The sequence below is a fragment of the Lacticaseibacillus suilingensis genome (assembly GCF_016861845.1).
Lineage (GTDB): Bacteria > Bacillota > Bacilli > Lactobacillales > Lactobacillaceae > Lacticaseibacillus > Lacticaseibacillus suilingensis.
The window spans coordinates 58,602-75,700 of sequence record NZ_BOLV01000003.1; the positions used below are offsets into that span (position 1 = coordinate 58,602).

At 51.4% G+C, this 17,099-nt stretch carries 22 protein-coding genes; 10 read left to right on the forward strand and 12 right to left on the reverse strand.

Going from position 1 to position 17,099, the window contains the following annotated elements; translation table 11 throughout:
* Window position 1: 1 nt before the first annotated feature.
* A complete protein-coding gene (locus tag JUF11_RS02740) occupies window positions 2-1,333 on the reverse strand; it encodes a PTS sugar transporter subunit IIC (protein WP_204118211.1) in 1,332 nt (443 codons plus the stop codon).
* 146 nt (window positions 1,334-1,479) lie between these two features.
* On the opposite strand from JUF11_RS02740, the gene JUF11_RS02745 reads away from it, so the two are divergent.
* On the forward strand, window positions 1,480-2,178 hold the full coding sequence (locus tag JUF11_RS02745; RefSeq protein ID WP_204118212.1) for a GntR family transcriptional regulator: 699 nt from the start codon (window positions 1,480-1,482) through the stop codon (window positions 2,176-2,178).
* Between the two features lie 121 nt (window positions 2,179-2,299).
* On the opposite strand, the gene JUF11_RS02750 is transcribed toward JUF11_RS02745, so the two are convergent.
* The 3 genes from JUF11_RS02750 to JUF11_RS02760 form a co-directional block, all read right to left on the reverse strand.
* Entirely contained in the window at window positions 2,300-2,578 is a 279-nt protein-coding gene (locus tag JUF11_RS02750; protein WP_204118213.1) for a type II toxin-antitoxin system RelE family toxin, read from the reverse strand.
* Window positions 2,575-2,805, reverse strand: a complete 231-nt coding sequence (gene relB / locus JUF11_RS02755) for a type II toxin-antitoxin system RelB family antitoxin (protein WP_204118214.1) — start codon at window positions 2,803-2,805, stop codon at window positions 2,575-2,577. The genes JUF11_RS02750 and relB overlap by 4 nt, the downstream gene beginning before the upstream one ends.
* A 253-nt stretch (window positions 2,806-3,058) precedes the next feature.
* Window positions 3,059-4,645: an ATP-binding cassette domain-containing protein gene (locus JUF11_RS02760; RefSeq protein WP_204118215.1), complete on the reverse strand. Its 1,587-nt coding sequence runs from the start codon at window positions 4,643-4,645 to the stop codon at window positions 3,059-3,061.
* Window positions 4,646-4,735: 90 nt separating this feature from the next.
* Here JUF11_RS02760 and JUF11_RS02765 point away from each other — a divergent pair, with 90 nt between their 5' ends.
* Window positions 4,736-5,707 carry a helix-turn-helix domain-containing protein gene (locus JUF11_RS02765; protein WP_204118216.1) on the forward strand — a complete coding sequence of 324 codons (972 nt, stop codon included), beginning with the start codon at window positions 4,736-4,738 and terminating at the stop codon, window positions 5,705-5,707.
* 108 nt (window positions 5,708-5,815) lie between these two features.
* On the opposite strand, the gene JUF11_RS02770 is transcribed toward JUF11_RS02765, so the two are convergent.
* Window positions 5,816-6,247: a DUF2178 domain-containing protein gene (locus tag JUF11_RS02770; RefSeq protein ID WP_204118217.1), complete on the reverse strand. Its 432-nt coding sequence runs from the start codon at window positions 6,245-6,247 to the stop codon at window positions 5,816-5,818.
* Entirely contained in the window at window positions 6,234-6,464 is a 231-nt protein-coding gene (locus JUF11_RS02775) for a helix-turn-helix transcriptional regulator (protein ID WP_204118218.1), read from the reverse strand. The genes JUF11_RS02770 and JUF11_RS02775 overlap by 14 nt, the downstream gene beginning before the upstream one ends.
* A gap of 167 nt (window positions 6,465-6,631) precedes the next feature.
* Here JUF11_RS02775 and JUF11_RS02780 point away from each other — a divergent pair, with 167 nt between their 5' ends.
* Together JUF11_RS02780 and lepB are read left to right on the forward strand one after the other, a co-directional pair.
* Window positions 6,632-7,636 (forward strand): NAD(P)H-dependent glycerol-3-phosphate dehydrogenase, encoded by a 1,005-nt coding sequence (locus JUF11_RS02780; protein WP_204118219.1) that lies wholly within the window; start codon window positions 6,632-6,634, stop codon window positions 7,634-7,636.
* 104 nt (window positions 7,637-7,740) lie between these two features.
* Window positions 7,741-8,421 (forward strand): signal peptidase I, encoded by a 681-nt coding sequence (gene lepB, locus JUF11_RS02785; RefSeq protein ID WP_204118220.1) that lies wholly within the window; start codon window positions 7,741-7,743, stop codon window positions 8,419-8,421.
* A 237-nt stretch (window positions 8,422-8,658) separates the two neighbouring features.
* Here the strand turns inward: lepB and JUF11_RS02790 are convergent, their stop codons facing one another.
* The 6 genes from JUF11_RS02790 to JUF11_RS02815 all read right to left on the reverse strand — a co-directional run bounded on the left by JUF11_RS02790 (window position 8,659) and on the right by JUF11_RS02815 (window position 12,901).
* Window positions 8,659-9,609 carry an acetylxylan esterase gene (locus JUF11_RS02790; protein ID WP_204118221.1) on the reverse strand — a complete coding sequence of 317 codons (951 nt, stop codon included), beginning with the start codon at window positions 9,607-9,609 and terminating at the stop codon, window positions 8,659-8,661.
* A 3-nt stretch (window positions 9,610-9,612) separates the two neighbouring features.
* Complete coding sequence (locus JUF11_RS02795; protein WP_204118222.1) at window positions 9,613-9,933, reverse strand: PTS sugar transporter subunit IIB; 321 nt, start codon at window positions 9,931-9,933, stop codon at window positions 9,613-9,615.
* A 274-nt stretch (window positions 9,934-10,207) separates the two neighbouring features.
* Window positions 10,208-10,714 (reverse strand): hypothetical protein, encoded by a 507-nt coding sequence (locus tag JUF11_RS02800; RefSeq protein WP_204118223.1) that lies wholly within the window; start codon window positions 10,712-10,714, stop codon window positions 10,208-10,210.
* Window positions 10,711-11,736, reverse strand: a complete 1,026-nt coding sequence (locus JUF11_RS02805; RefSeq protein WP_204118312.1) for an NADP-dependent oxidoreductase — start codon at window positions 11,734-11,736, stop codon at window positions 10,711-10,713. The genes JUF11_RS02800 and JUF11_RS02805 overlap by 4 nt, the downstream gene beginning before the upstream one ends.
* A 156-nt stretch (window positions 11,737-11,892) precedes the next feature.
* Window positions 11,893-12,570: a type 1 glutamine amidotransferase domain-containing protein gene (locus JUF11_RS02810; protein WP_204118224.1), complete on the reverse strand. Its 678-nt coding sequence runs from the start codon at window positions 12,568-12,570 to the stop codon at window positions 11,893-11,895.
* On the reverse strand, window positions 12,542-12,901 hold the full coding sequence (locus JUF11_RS02815; protein ID WP_204118225.1) for an ArsR/SmtB family transcription factor: 360 nt from the start codon (window positions 12,899-12,901) through the stop codon (window positions 12,542-12,544). The genes JUF11_RS02810 and JUF11_RS02815 overlap by 29 nt, the downstream gene beginning before the upstream one ends.
* A 511-nt stretch (window positions 12,902-13,412) precedes the next feature.
* Between JUF11_RS02815 and JUF11_RS02820 the strand changes: the two genes are divergently transcribed.
* The 6 genes from JUF11_RS02820 to JUF11_RS02845 all read left to right on the forward strand — a co-directional run bounded on the left by JUF11_RS02820 (window position 13,413) and on the right by JUF11_RS02845 (window position 16,994).
* On the forward strand, window positions 13,413-14,324 hold the full coding sequence (locus tag JUF11_RS02820) for an ABC transporter ATP-binding protein (RefSeq protein WP_204118226.1): 912 nt from the start codon (window positions 13,413-13,415) through the stop codon (window positions 14,322-14,324).
* A gap of 2 nt (window positions 14,325-14,326) precedes the next feature.
* The gene (locus JUF11_RS02825; RefSeq protein ID WP_204118227.1) at window positions 14,327-15,094 is read left to right on the forward strand and encodes an ABC transporter permease; all 768 of its coding nucleotides are present in this window, start codon (window positions 14,327-14,329) and stop codon (window positions 15,092-15,094) included.
* Window positions 15,095-15,114: 20 nt separating this feature from the next.
* The gene (locus JUF11_RS02830; protein WP_204118228.1) at window positions 15,115-15,438 is read left to right on the forward strand and encodes a heavy metal-binding domain-containing protein; all 324 of its coding nucleotides are present in this window, start codon (window positions 15,115-15,117) and stop codon (window positions 15,436-15,438) included.
* Window positions 15,439-15,495: 57 nt separating this feature from the next.
* Window positions 15,496-16,191, forward strand: coding sequence for a CPBP family intramembrane glutamic endopeptidase (locus tag JUF11_RS02835; RefSeq protein WP_204118229.1), 696 nt, complete (start codon window positions 15,496-15,498; stop codon window positions 16,189-16,191).
* Window positions 16,192-16,546: 355 nt separating this feature from the next.
* Window positions 16,547-16,804 (forward strand): hypothetical protein, encoded by a 258-nt coding sequence (locus tag JUF11_RS02840; protein ID WP_125580714.1) that lies wholly within the window; start codon window positions 16,547-16,549, stop codon window positions 16,802-16,804.
* A gap of 16 nt (window positions 16,805-16,820) precedes the next feature.
* Window positions 16,821-16,994 carry a hypothetical protein gene (locus tag JUF11_RS02845; protein ID WP_204118230.1) on the forward strand — a complete coding sequence of 58 codons (174 nt, stop codon included), beginning with the start codon at window positions 16,821-16,823 and terminating at the stop codon, window positions 16,992-16,994.
* The last annotated feature ends 105 nt before the right edge of the window (window positions 16,995-17,099 follow it).

Genomic DNA, 17,099 nt, shown 5'->3' on the forward strand with positions numbered 1-17,099 from the left:
CTCACTTCTCCGGCTGAGCATCCGGCTCAGTATGACCGGTGCGATTACTGATCATGACAAATGGCATCCAGATCACAACATCGAGCACAATTAACAAACCGCCTAAGATGGCCGCCGGGATATTACCCCCGGTGACTAAGTAGTTTTGCAAAATTGGTGGGGTAATCCAAGGCGCCATGGCGACAGTTTTACCAATCAAGCCGACGCTGGTAGCAAAGTAAGCAATCCCCAGGTTAACTTGTGGCACCAAGATAATCGGAATCATGTAAGCTGGGTTCAAAACAATAGGCAAACCAAACATTAAAGGTTCAGAAATGTTGAAGAACGCAGGAATGGAAGCCAGTTTACCGACTTGGCGCTGATCCTGCCGCTTCGAGAATAGGAAGATGGCAATGACGATCGCGACGAAATCAGTCGACAAGGTGTTGGAATCGATGAAGGGTTGGGTGATGATATTCGGAATGTGAGCGTGGTTTTGGAACGCGGTCACGTTCTCCTGAATTGCCTGCAGCAATGGGGCACTCTTGATTGGCGACAAGATGCTGGCGCCGTGCAACCCAAAGGCCCACAGGAAATCAGAAATGAACTGCAGGAAGAACAGCCCACCAGCAGAAAGCACGAAGCCTTTCAGTGGGGTCTGAATAGCCACACCGATGATTTCAGTGAAGCTCATGTGGAAAATCTGATCCAACGCAAAGGCAAAAATCGCGAAAATCATAATGACCAGAATTTCTGGAATCATCGAGTTAAAGGTCGTCGCAATTGCCGGCGGTACCCCATCAGGCATGCTAATGCGCATGTGACGACTGCGCGCCAACCGCACCAGAATTTCCGTGGAAATCAGCGCCGCGAACATCGCGACGAACAGGCCATCAGAAGAAGTGTATGTTTGTGGGATGATTGAAGCAATCCCGGAAGCCGTTTTACCGTTCGCCAACGTGACAGTGGAAGTCAGTGGCATCAACGCAAACAGGCTGGCCACCGCCATCATCCCGGCATGCGCTGGGGTAATCGTACTCCCGTTCATATCAGAGTTATCAATGTACCATTTGCACAGGTTGGAACCCACGTTGTAGCACACCACAATCGACAAAATGCCGAAGGTGGCATCGTTGATATAGGTCACCAGACTGGCAAAGCTGGAGAGGTCGATCACTTTATTCACAGCAGCGTTACTAAAAATAAGAGCATTGAGCAAAATACCAAATGATGCGGCCATGGTTAGCGCCATGGTCGAGATAAACGCATCACGAATTGCTAACAAATGGCGTTGTGTCGCCAATTTCTGGGCAACTGGATACAGCTTATCTGAGATGAAATCAATTGCGCTCATAGTTGAAACCTCCTTTTCGCCTTGAATAATAGGCTGATTTGAGAACGCTGTCAATGATTTGTTGGCACTAATTTAGATTTATTTGTTGGTACTATTATTTAGTGATACAATCACACTAGCGAATATGCCGAATGGGGGCGCTAACCGTGTCAACAAAGACGAGCGACATCTTAGATGATCTCAAAGAGAAAATAATGGACGGCGTGTATAAAGGCGACAGCAAGCTGCCAACCGAGCAGGAGCTCATCAGTTACTATGCCGCCAGCCGCAACACCGTGCGCAACGTGCTCAAAGAATTAGAAATCGAGGGGCTCATCTACTCTCGGCAAGGTTCGGGCTACTACACCCAAGACGAGCAAATTGTTAGCTCGATTGCGCTTCGCGGGTTAAGCGAAACCCCGTATAGCCAAACCATCACCAACAAAGTGCTCAAGTTCGAGAAAGTGCATGCCGATCATGAGCTCTCCCAGCTGTTCGACATCCCCTTGAATAACCGGGTCATCTACTTCCGCCGCCTGCGGTATAAAAGTGGCGTGCCGCTACAATTGGAAGATTCTTACCTCCCTTTCTTTCTGTTTCCGACGCTAACTAAGGCCGATATCGAAGGTTCGATTTTCCATTATGTCGAAGTCACTAAAAAACTGCGGATCAAGTACGCGCGGCGTGACTACCAAAGCATCCTGATGAGCGAGGAAGAAAAACAGCTCATGGACTTCCCCGCCGATAAACCCGTGGCAGCGATGAAAACCATCTCCACCAACTATCTGGACATCGGCCGCGTCTTCGAACGCTCTGTGGTGATTGAGCCCAATGCCATGCACACCGATGTCGCGAGGCGTCACTAAGCTCTCACCATCCTTTTTCCACTTATCAAAAAAGCGGCCGGTCACTAGCATTTGCTAGCGCCGGCCGCCTTTTTTGCGCTTAATCTCACTGAGGGTCTCAGTCTTTTCGTCATCGCTTAAACTATTTGTTTTTGTAAACGTCATTGCGTTTAGCCGTCTTAACGACCAGCACTTCAAAGCGACCATCATTAATATCAGCAATGATTCGATAGCTGCCTACTCGGTAGCGCCATAAGGTTCCTAATTCACCTTCAAGGGCTTTACCCCAGGCACGGGGATTATCATAGCCCTCAATATGACTATCGAGCCAACGAACGATGCGGCGTTGCACTTGTTGATCGAGCTTGGTAAATTGTTTCCCAGCGGTCCGATCAAAACTCCAGTGATAGCTGTCTGTCATGGTTTCATACCAAGTTGCTTCATAATCTCAATCCGACTCATTGTCGCGCCCTTACTTTCGGCACGGTTGGCTTGCGCGTCCTTGTAGTCCGCTTCATCTTCCATACGCTCAAGTACCGCGCGGCGCATATAGGTGGTCACGGAAACTCCTTCAAAATCAGCCAAATGCTTCAACTGATCGTATTGGTCTTTCTTGAAGCGCAAAGAGGTAACGGTTGTTTCTGCCATATTTGATGCCCCTTTCTTGATGACTCTATTATATAACAATTTCGACTTCAAGTGAAGCCTTTTTGCTAAACCGAGTCCCTCTCTACCTAGCCTCGCCTTTAGTGTGTCTTCATCATACAACGTACTATACCAACCCACAGCCAAAACTGTCAGCTCAATCATCAAGCCGATACCGCTAGGCATGGCTTACTGTTGCGAAATCACCCGCCTAATCACCTAGGTTCACTTCGCAGCAGCGCAGCCAGGGTCCTGCTTAGTCAGGTTGGGTCAAGTCAATCACTTGGTCGAATTTAGCCTCCCACGCGGGACTGATGTGATGGGCAACTTCAATCACCGTTTGCCCCGCGGCAAAGAGCTCATTGTGGATGGCGTCGCTCAGCTTGTCATCCAGAGCTGAGGTCGCCTCATCGGCCAGTATCACTGGGCGTTTCACCAAAAACGCTCGGGCAATTTCGACACGTTGAATTTGGCCACCAGAGAGGTTCGCGCCGTTTTCCCCACACTGATAGTCCCAGCCCTTCTCGGCGACGAGTGTATCAAGGTGGGCCCGCCGCGCGGCCTCAACTATCTCGGACTGCGAGTAATTCCCACCTAACGTCAAGTTAAAGCCCAATGTATCGTTGAACAGGAAGGGTTGCTGCTTAATGAGGCTGAACAGGTCAAGCTGCTGGCGCGCCGGCAGCTGATTGGCAGCAACGCAATTGATGGTATATTTTCCTTGCAACGGCAACTGACCGGCCAAGGCGTAGAGCAAGGTCGTCTTACCAAAACCAGAGGGCGCCTTGAGCAGAATTTTGTCCCCAGCCTTAAGTGTCAGGTTGAAATTCTTCAACAGACGCTTGTCGCCGCGGCTGAGGGTGACCTCGCTCAGAGTAATGGTCTGAAGCGCCCCCAGTGGCTGCTCAGATCGGGCATCGGGCGTTGAGTGCGCGGCTGCACGCAGCTTGACTTGAATCTGCCGCGTGGTGTTCCACTTGTTCACCCCATCCATAATCGTGAGCAGCGTATTGGTAATCGAGTTAGAGAGCTGGACGATGCCAATGAAGCTCGCGATGGTAACCACGCCGCTAATGATGCGCACGATACCGAAACCAAACGGTACCAGCAGGCCGAGGGTCAAGGCGATGAACGACATCCAAACGTCGGCCGTGCCGATCATGTCGTTCATTTTGCGTAACCCGAATTCCATGGCGGTGCTGCTTTGATTCAGGCGCGCCTTGGCGACCGCATTCGCGTGGTAGCTACGAATGGTATCCAGACCGGTGAGTAGGTCCTTCAGGCTGCCTGTGTATTGCCCATTGGCAGTGGACCAGGCCTTGGCGCGCCGGTCGATTGGCTTTTGCGTCAGCCCCGACACCGCCATGGGTAATAAGGCCCCCACTACGAACACCAGCGTCGTCAGCCAGTCGAAGTAGATAGCGCCAGCAATCGCGAACACCAAGGTCAGCAACTGTTCCAAAATGGTCAGCTCTGACGCGATGCCGTTGGTTTCCAACTGCTTCAGATCATTGGTCATAAAGGACAAAGGCTTACTGGCATCCTCCGGCAGCGGTCCGTCATCAATCAGGTGCTTTGCCATCAACGTTTTGATGCGCAAGTTCACTGTCTGAATGAGGCGGTTTTTGACCCATACGTGCCACTGACCGAGCAAACTAAGGGCTGCAAAGCCGCCCACCGCAATGATGGCTAAGCGCAAGAACCGGCTCATCGATCCGGCAGTAGCCGCAGCGATAAAACCACTGAGCATGACTGCCAGAAACACCATTTTCGCCGCGACAAAGAGATCTAATCCTACCAATAGCGCCACCTGCCGTTTGCGGCCGTATCGCCAAATAATCATGATGCATGCCTCCTCTGCTTGTGCTTTCAGTCTCGCACGCCTAAAATCAAAAGCAGTGAAAATTGCGGATACGCAAAAGGAGATGACTTCATGATCCAGGAATTCGGCAGTACCGCCAAAGCGATTCGGCAAAGCAAAAACCTGACACTGCAAAACGTGGCAGATGAGCAGCTGTCGGCCAGTGCCCTGTCGCGCTTTGAAACCGGCCAAGCTGATCTGACAGTGACCAAGTTTGCGCATTTACTCGAACGACTGTGGACGACACCCGAGGAGTTCGTGTTTCGATATCTGAAGGGCAAAACCAGCTTCGACCTGAACGGTTATCTCAGCATGAGCGACATGCTAATGCGCTGGTTTCCTCAAGGCGCACTGTTCACGGGCAACTCCGACCATCAAACTGCGGAAGTCATCCGGGCCAAATTCAACGCCGCGCTGCCCACCTTGGATACGCAAATTGCCGCGAGCCATGATCCAATCAAGCGCTTCGTCCGGCCGCTGTGGGAGCTTATGAGAGAAGAGATGGTGGCCACCGGTGACGTTACGCACCACTTTCCCCAGCCTCATCCGGAATATACCACGGGCATCCAGCACTATCTCATGGCCTTGAACGACTGGAGCGAATTCGATATCTACATGTTCACGGGGTTCATGCCGGGATTTGAACCACGAATCGAAAAACAGCTGTTTCAATTGGCCATGACTCGGGCGGTTAAGTACCAAGATTTTCGCTCAACCCGCGAGCTAATCTTTCGGGTGCTTGAAAATCAGTTTAGCCTCTGCATGGCCTGGTGCGATTATCCAGCGGCCAAGAGCTGCCTGTCGATATATGAAAAGCGGCTCGAAAGTAGTACCAACGCCACCAACAACATCAATTTTCTGTTCGACCGCGGTTGGTATCGACTGCGCACCGGCGCGGGGACCGAGGACTGCGAGCACGCACTCACCGTCACCAAGTTTCTACGACTGGCTGACGAGGACCGCGATCTCAACGAGTTATTCCACTTTATTCTGACCCACGACGGGCAGGATGATTGGCAGCGCACGGCGATCTTTATCAATTAATTCCTAGACGTCACTAAACCTCTCGCCATCAATTTGCACCCATTCAAAAAGGCGGCCGGTCGCTAGCTATTTGCTAGAGCCTGCCGCCTTTTTTGCGCTCGTTTTCACTTATAGCTTGTGCTCATAATACAGCATGCTGCCAACCCACAGCCAAAACGTCAACCCAATCATCAACCCAATCCCGCTGAGCATGGCTTTCAGGGTGGCGTCGAGCTGGCCGCCGCGCACGGCAAGCACCACCACCACACCGGCGATGACGACGCCCAACAGCAGTTTCAACGTCCGGTCATTGGCCTTGAGTCTGATGAGCTGCTGCCGCTCATCGCGTTCATCGAGGCGGTCTTCACGCGTCGCCTGCTTCGAAATTGCGCGGCGAATGGCCACGGCCCCTGCCAACCAGCAGCCCAGGATGATCAACCAGCTCTGGGCCAAGTCCCAGCCGTGCAGAGCCGGACCGGTGAGCTGAAAATACAGATTGGCGCTGCCCAAGACCACTAACCCGAGGCCTGCTAGCAGGCCCTTTTGATTATAGATTTTCAATTTCATCATCCTCCGATTGTTTGTTCTCGGCTAAGCAGCACAACGTTTCCACACTGACGCCAAAGACTTCGGCTAAGCGATAGGCCAGCATCAGGCTAGGATTGTACTGCTCTTTTTCGATTGAAATAATGGTCCGCGCCGAAACATGGACCTGAGCCGCCAGCTCGGCCTGCGTCAGGCCAGCGGCTTTGCGGTATGCTTTAACCTTGGTTTTCATCCTAACCTCCAAAAGTGAAGCCCACTTCACGTGAAGCTGGCTTCATATTATAACCATGGCCGCTACCTGTCAAGATGATTTTCACCAGGTTCAGGCGGCTTTTGCCGGTTTCTAAGTGAAAATGCGGTACACTTAGGGGACAACAATTTAAAACTGGAGTGAGATTATTGAGTAAAGTAGGCATTCTTGGTGCCGGTACTTGGGGCATCGCATTATCCCGCATGTTAGCCAACACAGGGCATACCGTGACGGTGTGGTCCGCGCTACCTGATGAAGTGAAGCAGTTGGATCAAACGCGGCAACAAAAGAACCTGCCTGGCATGACAATTCCGGCCAGCATCACCTTCACCAGCGATTTGCCGGCCGCTTGCACGGACCAGGCTTTGCTTTTGCTGGCGGTACCATCGGTTTATGTCCGGTCAACCGTCAAACAAGCCGCGCCCTTCATCCCTGCCGGTCAGCTGATTGTCGATGTCGCCAAAGGGCTTGAACCCGACACGATGCTGACCATGACCCAGGTGATTGCCGATGAACTCAGCCAGCTGCACGCACCAAAAATGCGACTCGTGGCGCTGTCCGGCCCGACCCACGCCGAGGAAGTAGCGCTAGATTTGCCCACGACGATTGTGGCCGCAGCCGATGACGAGGAAGCGGCCAAGCAGGCGCAAGACATTTTCACCTCCAGCTTCATGCGGGTTTACACCAACCCGGACCGCTACGGCGTGGAACTTTGCGGCGCCTTGAAAAATATCATCGCCTTGGCCGCCGGCATTTCGGATGGCTTAGGCTATGGCGATAACGCCAAGGCCGCGCTGATTACCCGCGGCATGACCGAAATCAAGCGGCTCGGCACCAAGCTCGGCGCGCATGCCGCCACCTTCGACGGGCTGGCGGGCATCGGCGATTTGATTGTCACCGGCACCAGCACCCACAGTCGCAATCACAACTGCGGCCTCTTGATTGGCCAAGGCATGAGTCCCGCCGCCGCCAAAAAGCAAATCGGCATGGTCGTTGAAGGCATCAACGCCATTCCTGGCGCCTTAGAGTTGGCCGCTAAAGCCAACGTCAGCATGCCAATTGTCGAAACCGTTGACCAAGTCATCAATCACGGCCTCGACCCCAAGGAAGCCGTGCAACAGCTGCTGAATCGCAAGAAAAAAGCGGAATTTTAACCACTGGTGCCGCCGCCCGTTAAGAAAGCCTTAAACGCGGCCTGAACCGTCCGTTCTTGCCTTCAACATGGTACGCTGAAAATTGTTGACGAGGGGGTGGCACCATGAAAAAGCGTTGGCTGACTGGCACACTATTTGCTTTGATGATCATCAGCAGCTTAATGAGCCTGTTTATGCCCCTCGAGTATGTGCGCGGTCATTCCATGGCCCCCACGTTACAATCCGGGCAGTGGCTCGTGGTGATGAACACCAAGCTCGCCAGTGCCATCAAGCAACCAGTGCGCCGCGGTGATTTGATCACCTTCCGCAATGACGGCTTGGTCAAGCAAATTCCCGCCCAGCGGCTGTTGGTCAAACGCGTCATCGGGATGCCTGGCGATTTAATCGGCATCAACCGCACCACGGTGTACCGCAACGGCCAGGCGCTGAAGGAGCCTTACGTCAAATACCCGATGGCTAACCAGCACTATAATTATGACGGTCAACCGAATGGCGGCGCCTTGTTCGCTGACGCCAGCTTTCAGCGCACGACGTTGGTGAAAGCCCACCAGTATTTCGTCTTGGGCGATAACCGGCCGCGCTCAGCCGATTCCCGCTGGTTTGGCCCGATTGCCACGGCGCAAGTCGCCAGTAAAGTCCTGTGGCGGCTGCCTTTCAACAACCAAAACTGGTGGGTGCGCGGCCTGTGGTACCTGGTGCACGCCTTGCCGCTGCTGTTCTTGCTGAGCTGGTTTGCGCTAGCTTATGGGAATGAACTGATTCGGCTCCTGCGTGGTAATCAATAACATGACAGGCTGCGGAGCGGGGCGATTTTAGCCCGACAAATAGCCTTTCTACCGCATGTCAGCCTGTACGCGTTGTGCGCTACGGGCTGATCAAGCTTAAGGCATTGCCGGCGTTCTTTGCCGGTGAGGCCTTAAGCGTAGCTATTTGCTCGGGCGTTGCCCCGCGGAGCGTAACTAGAAAAGCGTCTGGTTCAACCCTCGAACTCAGGGTTTGAACCAGACGCTATTTCTTTGGCGCTAATCCATGAAGAAATTATAGGCGTGGTCGCCGACTTTGGGCAGGAACTCGTGGCCGTATTCCGGCAGGATATAAAGCTGCTTTTCACCGGTCAACTGGTGATACGCGCCAAACTGGGTTACCGGTGGCACCACTTGGTCTTGCAAGCCCAGCCCCCAGATGAGTGGCGTTTTGATTTGCGCCGCAAAGTGCTGAACGTCGATATATTCGAGCGTATCGAAGAACGCGTCCTCCCGCTCATGCAGCGGATCGCGATACCGGAACCAGTAAGCGAGCTGGTCATAGCCGTTATTTTCGGCGCCGAGCGCATAAGCTTTGCGATAATCGCACAGGTACGGGTAATTCACGTAAGCCCGGTGAATGGTGGGCACCAGCCCAAGGGTAGCCAAGGTCAGCCCGCCACCTTGCGAACCGCCCATCGCGTAGATTCGGTCAGGAACTACGCCTGGCATCGCCGCCAACAGGTCAGCGGCTTCAGCGCAATCCAAGAACACACTGCGATAATACAAATGCTGCGGCCCATCTTCCACGCCGCGAATAATCAGACCCTTAAGCGTACCGCCGATGGTTTGGGTGGTGTCGACACTGGGGCCGCCTTGGCCGCGCACATCAATCGCCAGCACGACAAAACCTTCAGCCGCCCAGTTGAATTTCTGGGTGAAATCACCGGCATCGCAGTGATAGCCGTGAAACATCAGGAGTCCTTTGTGCGGCTGCTTGGGATCATAAGCCTTGGGCATGATCAGCTGGGCATGAATACGCGCCTGGCCGACGCCAGTGAACCAATAATCATAAGCCTGAGCAACTGAGCTGCGAATTGCTACCGGTTTTTGCTCAACGTCCGGCTTGACGGCCCGCATTTCAGCCAGGGCCTGCTGCCAAAAAGCATCAAAATCCGCGGGACGGTGGCCTGAACCGCGATAATCTGGGTACATGTCCGTTACCGTCATGGCTTAAGCCTGCGCTTTCTGGATTTCCGCCATGGCGGTAGCGAGGACTTTTTCCCCATTCATCGTGCCATAGTCGCGCATGTTGATGACGGACACCGGCACCGGCAGCTCCTTTTGCAGCTTAGTCGCCACGTAACTGACCTGTGGGCCGATTAAAATCACATCTGGTTGGTACTTGTCCATTTGGGCTTCGACGCCATTAACGCCAATCGCATCAATCTGAGCCTCAATCCCTTGCGCCTTGGCCGCTTGCTGCATCTTGGTCATCAGCAAACTACTCGACATCCCGCCGGCACAGGCGAGTAAAATATTCACTTTTGTCATCAACCAAACCCCCTCATGTATATACATATAGAGTAGTCTTTTGAGTTGCGATTGCAAGCGCTTTCTGAACCTCTTATCGTCCACTTTTCCCGGGAAATAAACTAGTTGGACGACTAAGATAAAAAACTGCGGCGTAATGCCCCTTTTAAGACACCTAAAGGCTTCAATATCAAATAATTTGCTGATGGAATGTGCCACACGCGTGCCACCCCCAAACCAAAGAGGAGAAAGCCTAACACAGAGGCCTTCTCCTTTTTTAAGGGTCCTATCTGAACTACTCTTTAAATCTTATCGGCGTCTCACACGTCAGGTAATAGAGTCTCACAGCGCTATCTATGATTGCTCCTGCAGTAATCAGATAACCTGCCAAAGCCATGATCGGCCAACTCACTACCACTTGCGTCGAAGACTCTCCGAAAACGATAATAATCAATAATAGTTTCCACAACACCGAAGCATGATAAGCCAGCGGTTTAACAAACTTGGTCGTCTCAAAGTTGTTATCACGCTTTCCTGCTAACCGACTTAGCCTACTACCAACCACACGGATACACAAAACCCCGATGATAAAAAACATCGTCCAACCAAAAAGTACTACAACATTACTTTTTGCTCCATGCTGTGTTCGAACCCATAGGATCAGTCCAGCAACGTAGCCAACTCCAGTGGTGGCAACTAGCTCTCCTACAAGAGCAGGCAATTCGATTCGCCGATTGACAATCTTTCTCATCAAGATTGTTATGCCCATTAAACCCACCAAGGCAATAACCATCGCAATCATACCGCCGCCTCCTGATTATACTGATTAGTCATTTTCAGAATGATTTTCCCGGTTGCCTTGCCCGAGCGGGAGTAAGTTAAGGCCGAATCGATTTGATCGAAGGGAATTACGCGATCAATAACCGCATGAATCACGTCGCGCTCGATAAGCTGTCGAAGTATCTCTAGTTCAGCTCCGCTAGGCTTCATGAACAGAAACGTATATGTCACATCGGTTTTTTTCTCCAACTTAGTTAGGTTCCGTGTTGCAAAACCAAATGCCATTCTTTTCCACAACGGAACACCATATTCGCGCCCGAAACGTGCATTCGGTAGCCCCGCAATGTTAACAACTTTGCCTCCTGGGCGGACAATCTTAAATGCATCTTCCAAGGTCTTTCCACCGCGTGTATCCAAGATAAAATCATAACCCGAGAGTACTTCTGAGAAATCCGTTGTCCGGAAGTCGATTACTTCATCTGCGCCCAATGACTGCACTAACGCAAAATTATCGGCTGATGTCGTTGTTGCCACATATGCGCCAAGGTTCTTAGCAATCTGAATCGCAAGAACCCCGATGCCTCCTGATCCGCCTTGAATCATTACTTTATCTCCTGGACGAACTTTCATAATATCGTGTATTGCTTGGTAGCTGGTTAAGCCAACCAACGGAATTGATGCTGCTTCTTCGAACGTCATATTAGTCGGCTTCAAGGCAACATCAGCTTGATCGACAGCAATAAACTCAGCAAATGTGCCAATCCGATTTTTTTGCACACGACCATAGATCGCATCACCGACCTGATACGACGTCACCGAATCACCAACAGCGGTCACCACGCCGGAAAAATCACTGCCCATAATCATCGGCATTTCATATTTCAATAGCATCCGTAACCCACCATCTTTGGTTTTGATATCGATCGGGTTGATACTAGCAGCTACAATCTGGACCAACACGTCATTGGAACGCATTGTTGGTATTTCAACTTGTTTTAAGACAGGCATTGGTTGTTTATAAGCATCGATAACTGCGGCTTTCATTGTTTTGATCATATCAATAATCTCCGTTTCGTTTATTGGTTTAATTTCTAGAACCATTATACCAATTAACGTTAAAACTTTGGTTTAAAAATGTCAACCAATACACGTATAATATTTACCTCAAATAAAAACAGCGCTTCTCAGCGCTGTGCTTTCTTACTTCAATTCATTGAGCAACAACTTTGCCACTGCTCGAACGGAGAATGGATTTTGCCCAGTCAGCAGATGGCCATCCTTCACTGCGTATTCCTTGTAGAAACGCTTTTTACTAAACTTAGCGCCCTGTGCTTCTGCAACCTTCTGGTTAAGGAAGGGCACGATGGACAGCTTACCAGCCAAAATCTCTTCGCTACGCGTGAAGCCGGTGATGGTTTTACCGTTGATCAGATAATTGCCCTGATGATCTTTGATGTTTAGCAGGCCGGCAATCCCATGGCAAACAGAGGTGATATAGCCACCTTGGTCATAGATTGCCAACGCGAGCTTCTGCAACTCAGGATTGTCCGGGAAGTCCCACATGACGCCATGACCACCCGTGTAGTAAATCGCAGCGTAGTCTTCAGGATTAACCTGATCTGGTCGTAGCGTATTGACCAACGCGCGCTGAACAAAGTCAGGCGTTTCATAAATAGACATGATCGACTCGTCAGTGTACTTCATACTACGAGGATCTAATGGGACAAAGCCACCCTTAGGACTGACAAAATCGACCTCGATCCCAGCTTTATTCATCTCGTCGACAAACTCCGCCGCCTCACCTAACCACAAACCGGTTGGTTCCTTGGTATTTTGATATCTTGTGATGTTAGTCTCGACAATCAATACTTTCTTCATTTTTATGCCCCTCCATAACGGTTGTTACGTCATCTAACAGGTGCTGTAGCTGGCTGACGGCTCGCGTATCATGTGCCAAGAAATAATAGTTCTTCGTTCCTTCGCTTCGATAGTCGATAAGGTTAACATCACGCAAGACTTTTAGATGGTGGGAAACCGCTGGTCGGGAAAGTCCAGTTGCCTCGGTCAAATCCGGCACCTGTAAACCATCACAAACATGCTCGGCCTCCAGTAGCTTGATAATGATTGCCTGCCGCTTCGAGTCACCCAGTGCAACGAGAAAATCACTGCAGGCTGCAAACTCCTCTTTCAATGCATTAAAATCTGCCATGCCCATCCTCCGTTCGTTATTTTAAACAATTAAACCATCGCATTCAAAGTTTGTCAACTTAACGTATCTAACAAAAAATCCCGCTACTGATTCAGCGGGATTGCTAACGTATTAGAAGGCCAATTAACCGCATCATTTGTGGTAAGGACTCCTAATATTGATCATAATTGAAGATTATGTACTTTTCTTGAAGTGTACCAAGATTCAATTGCCCCGAGAGGATCCTTTCTGAACATTGTCCAGCTCAGAAACAAGTTGTTTAACGGGATATTCTCCAAGGAGGTGCCCGATGAGCCAAAATAATTTGAAAAGGGTCAAAACTGTGCCACCGTAAAATCGGTGGTGCTTGAAACGTTGATGCCACGGGACGGGCGCGAAATGCGCGATTGTTCCCGGGAAATAATACCAGTCGCCCGTCCATCTAACAAAACTGTTATCTGTCTTTACTCCCCTTTGCCTGCCGCCAGTGGTATTCTATGCCTAGCGCGACAACGCGTGAGAGGAGTAGTGTATGGGAACAATTTTGACAGTCGATCACCTCGACAAATCCTTTGGCGCTAAGCAAGTGTTGCATGGCGTTGATTTCTTCGTTGAAGAAGGCCACATCGTTGCCTTGGTGGGTCCCAACGGCGCCGGGAAAAGTACCATTATGAAGGCTATCTTGGGGCTGATTCCAGTCGACGGCGGCGGGATTGATATCAAAGGCCAGCCCGTGTCGATCACCTCACACCAGGCACTGCGGAACGTCGGCGCTTTGATTGAATATCCAGGCATTTATCCGTTCTTGTCTGGCCGTCAGCAGTTGCAGCTGTTTGCCAACCAACATAACAAGCAGACCAATGTCGATACCATCATCAAAGCGATGGGCATGGGCAAATACATCGACCGGCCGGCCAAGAGCTATAGCCTGGGCATGAAACAAAAGCTCGGCATCGCGCAGGCGCTGGTGAACAACCCGCAACTGGTGATTCTTGACGAACCGATGAACGGCCTCGATCCGCAAGCGGTCAAAGACTTACGGGACCTGCTGCGGAATTTAGCCAGCCATGGCACCAGCTTCCTGATTTCCAGCCATATTTTGTCGGAACTGGAAAAGCTGGCCGATGACGTGCTGATTCTCAATCACGGCCAAATCGTTAAGCATGCCACCATGAAGGCCTTAGAAGCCGCTGGCGGCATTACTTACAAGATTGCCGTAGATAACCTGGATCAGGCCAAAGCGGCGCTGACGATGGCTAAGAGCAAGTTCTCGGTGGTCGATGATGCCATCACCTTGCTCGACACCGCCCCAGGCGAATTGAATGCCGCCTTGTATGCTTTGGTGAATGCCGGCGTGGCAATTAACACCGTTGCCCAGCAGGCGCATGACCTTGAAGGGGCCTTCTTAGCCATGGTCCACGACGATCAGAAAGAGGAGGCCTAACGATGCTCACCCTTTACAAACAAGAAGTTTATAAACAGATTCATAAAATCGGGTGGTGGATTGCCTTGGGCTTCATGATCCTCGTGCAGATCACCTTCGGCATCGTCGGCAAGCGCAACCCCAGCATGTTTGCCCCTAGTGATTTGGTTGGTAATAGCTACGTCGGCGGCGGGCTGGTGATGCTGATTGCTATCGCCTCCACCGCCAGCATCATTGCCATGGAATTTCAGTACGGCACGATGAAGCAGCTGCTGTACCGCCAGTATTACCGGAGTCAGGTCTTTATCAGCAAAATCCTGACCGCCTTAACCCAGCTGGTCTTTCTCCAAGTGGTGGCAGGGTTGATGACGGTCGGCTTATCCTTGATTTTGTTTCCTAGTTACCACTGGGCGACTCACGTAGATGGCTTGACCCGCGGCTTGGTTTACCTGCGCAGCCTAGGGTCTGACTTGCTGGTAGGATTACTTCTGTTGTCGGTCGTCATTCTGCTCTCGACCGTCTTCAAATCTAATGCCGCCGCGATTGCTACTGGCTTAGTCGGCTACTTCATGGCGCAGCTAGCTTCAACCTTGATGATTGCCATGATTGCTTGGCAGCATTGGACCAAGTTTCTGCCGTTTACCTTCCTGCTCACGAACACGCAGATTCAAGCGCCAAGCTTCTCCAGGCTGACCTTGTTCAGCACGCCGATGATGATCGGCGGCACCTTGCTTTACACCGTGGTCTTTACCTTGATTGCTTATCTCAGTTTCCGCAAACGCAGTGTCTAATCACAAAGGAGTGATTGTTTATGGCAGAATTTTTGGTTACCACCACTGAACATGTCCCTGGCCACAATTATGAAGTGATTGGTGAAGTCTTCGGCGTCACCACCCAGTCCCGCAACATGATTTCCGATCTTGGCGCCGGGCTTAAAAGCCTGGTAGGCGGCGAAATCAAAGGCTACACCAAAATGCTCCAGGTTTCCCGTGAAAACGCCATTGAACGCATGAAAGACGAAGCCTTGGCGAAAAACGCCGATGCGATCGTCATGATGCGCTTTGACTCCGGCTCCATTGCTACCGACATGCAATCCGTGGTCGCTTACGGCACCGCGGTGCGTTTCGTCGACTAATCCGACCGTTTGGCTCTGGGCTTGTCCCAGGGCCTTTTTTAAACGAGGAGACCGCTTATGCACTCATCATTTTGGCCTTGGATCAAGCAGCAATCTGGGGCCGTGCTGGCCTTTGCGGGCCTGATGCTCGCCGTCTATGGCTACCAACTGCCTTCGCTGGTCTATGCCGGGGTCCTGAAACATCATCATCAAACCGCTAGCGACTGGGTGATGCTGGCGCTGATGGTGATCACTGGGGCGGTTGAAATCTACGCACTCAGTCGCCTTTACCGGCGCCGCCTGCGTCAAAATAACCCCTTGCACATCCAGCGTCGCCCCTTCCATGGCCGCGACTGGGGTGAAATCTTGGGCCTCTATGCCCTGATTTTGGCCGTCGAAATCGTGATTTCGCAGTTTGGCCTGCCCGAAAACCAAGTCGCCATTAACCAAACCCGCACCAGCTGGCCGCTAATGACCTTCTTCATGAGCGTACTGTTTGCGCCAACCATTGAAGAACTCGTCTTTCGCGGATTGTTCATGACCTATTTTTGGCGCCAAGATGATCGCCGTAATAACTGCTGGGCAGTGATCACCTCGGCGCTGGTGTTTGGCCTGACTCACGAACCAAGGTTGTCCTGGTTTTTGGTCACGTACACGACCATGGGCCTCGGCATGGCATTTTTGTACCGGCAAAAACGCGATTTACGTTATGCTTTCGCCCTGCATTTCACCATCAATGCCCTCCCTTCCCTGATTTGGATTCTGCCACACTGAACGATAAAATTCAGTTGGGAACGTTTGTTCGGAAAAGGCCAACTTTCTCATTAATTTGTGAAAAAATCCAAGCGCCTGTCCACCAAAAAATATTTTTATTTGGCCGCCTGCACGCGACCCCTTCACGCTTTCATCGTTGTTTCACTGGGCTTTCAGCCAAGATGGGGCTTGACAGGGTCTGGCTTACAGCGACGCGGGTTTGGCCGCTTGTGAATTGAGTTTCACAAACTTTGACCAGTTGAATTAGACCTGACATCCCCGGCCAATCTGCTATAATTAATTTCACAGCGATCACCTGTTAGCACATTCCGGAAGGCAGGCCATCGTCATGGATAAGTAGCTTGGAGGAATTGTCATGCTGGATCAATCTGTTGTTAAACCCGTCGTCGCTTTAGACGACCATAAGTACATTACCCTTATCCCTGACGCCGAATACAATCTCGAAGTATGGGAAAAAATCGAAGGCCGCGCCCACCGCATGGGCCGCATGGACTACAAGTTCCACCGGGACACCTTCGCCGGCTTTATTTACCGGCTAATGCCATCGGTTAACTTGGTGCAAATTCACGATTTGCAAAAACAGATCAATCCGTATTTTGACTTAGAAGTCTAACCCTGGGAGGTGCGCCATGTCCGTTGTCGCAAAATTAATGGTGATGTGCGTGGCCGCGCTGCTGGTCACGCTGCTCCTGATCGGGGCGGAGTGGCGCGAAAGGCGCCTGTCTTGGGCCAGCACAGGCCTGAAAGGCGCCGTCGCCGTGGTGGTGGCTGGCGTGCTCATCAGCCTGCTCACTGTCCGTTAAAACCCGCATTTTCATCACCGCTGCCGTCGCTTGTCGGTAGCGGTTTTTCTATGCGAGGATTTTGGCTGCACTACTAGATATAGATTGATAAACCGACATAACACC

What these genes read in the sequence shown, in the direction of transcription:
- JUF11_RS02840 (WP_125580714.1), top strand. Translation starts at nt 16,547, where the DNA reads ATGCTGGATCAATCTGTTGTTAAACCCGTCGTCGCTTTAGACGACCAT.
- JUF11_RS02790 (WP_204118221.1), bottom strand. Translation starts at nt 9,609, where the DNA reads ATGACGGTAACGGACATGTACCCAGATTATCGCGGTTCAGGCCACCGT.
- JUF11_RS02740 (WP_204118211.1), bottom strand. Translation starts at nt 1,333, where the DNA reads ATGAGCGCAATTGATTTCATCTCAGATAAGCTGTATCCAGTTGCCCAG.
- lepB (WP_204118220.1), top strand. Translation starts at nt 7,741, where the DNA reads ATGAAAAAGCGTTGGCTGACTGGCACACTATTTGCTTTGATGATCATC.
- JUF11_RS02765 (WP_204118216.1), top strand. Translation starts at nt 4,736, where the DNA reads ATGATCCAGGAATTCGGCAGTACCGCCAAAGCGATTCGGCAAAGCAAA.
- JUF11_RS02835 (WP_204118229.1), top strand. Translation starts at nt 15,496, where the DNA reads ATGCACTCATCATTTTGGCCTTGGATCAAGCAGCAATCTGGGGCCGTG.
- JUF11_RS02830 (WP_204118228.1), top strand. Translation starts at nt 15,115, where the DNA reads ATGGCAGAATTTTTGGTTACCACCACTGAACATGTCCCTGGCCACAAT.
- JUF11_RS02810 (WP_204118224.1), bottom strand. Translation starts at nt 12,570, where the DNA reads ATGAAGAAAGTATTGATTGTCGAGACTAACATCACAAGATATCAAAAT.
- JUF11_RS02795 (WP_204118222.1), bottom strand. Translation starts at nt 9,933, where the DNA reads ATGACAAAAGTGAATATTTTACTCGCCTGTGCCGGCGGGATGTCGAGT.
- relB (WP_204118214.1), bottom strand. Translation starts at nt 2,805, where the DNA reads ATGGCAGAAACAACCGTTACCTCTTTGCGCTTCAAGAAAGACCAATAC.
- JUF11_RS02800 (WP_204118223.1), bottom strand. Translation starts at nt 10,714, where the DNA reads ATGATTGCGATGGTTATTGCCTTGGTGGGTTTAATGGGCATAACAATC.
- JUF11_RS02805 (WP_204118312.1), bottom strand. Translation starts at nt 11,736, where the DNA reads ATGAAAGCCGCAGTTATCGATGCTTATAAACAACCAATGCCTGTCTTA.
- JUF11_RS02775 (WP_204118218.1), bottom strand. Translation starts at nt 6,464, where the DNA reads ATGAAAACCAAGGTTAAAGCATACCGCAAAGCCGCTGGCCTGACGCAG.
- JUF11_RS02750 (WP_204118213.1), bottom strand. Translation starts at nt 2,578, where the DNA reads ATGACAGACAGCTATCACTGGAGTTTTGATCGGACCGCTGGGAAACAA.
- JUF11_RS02760 (WP_204118215.1), bottom strand. Translation starts at nt 4,645, where the DNA reads ATGATTATTTGGCGATACGGCCGCAAACGGCAGGTGGCGCTATTGGTA.
- JUF11_RS02825 (WP_204118227.1), top strand. Translation starts at nt 14,327, where the DNA reads ATGCTCACCCTTTACAAACAAGAAGTTTATAAACAGATTCATAAAATC.
- JUF11_RS02820 (WP_204118226.1), top strand. Translation starts at nt 13,413, where the DNA reads ATGGGAACAATTTTGACAGTCGATCACCTCGACAAATCCTTTGGCGCT.
- JUF11_RS02815 (WP_204118225.1), bottom strand. Translation starts at nt 12,901, where the DNA reads ATGGCAGATTTTAATGCATTGAAAGAGGAGTTTGCAGCCTGCAGTGAT.
- JUF11_RS02845 (WP_204118230.1), top strand. Translation starts at nt 16,821, where the DNA reads ATGTCCGTTGTCGCAAAATTAATGGTGATGTGCGTGGCCGCGCTGCTG.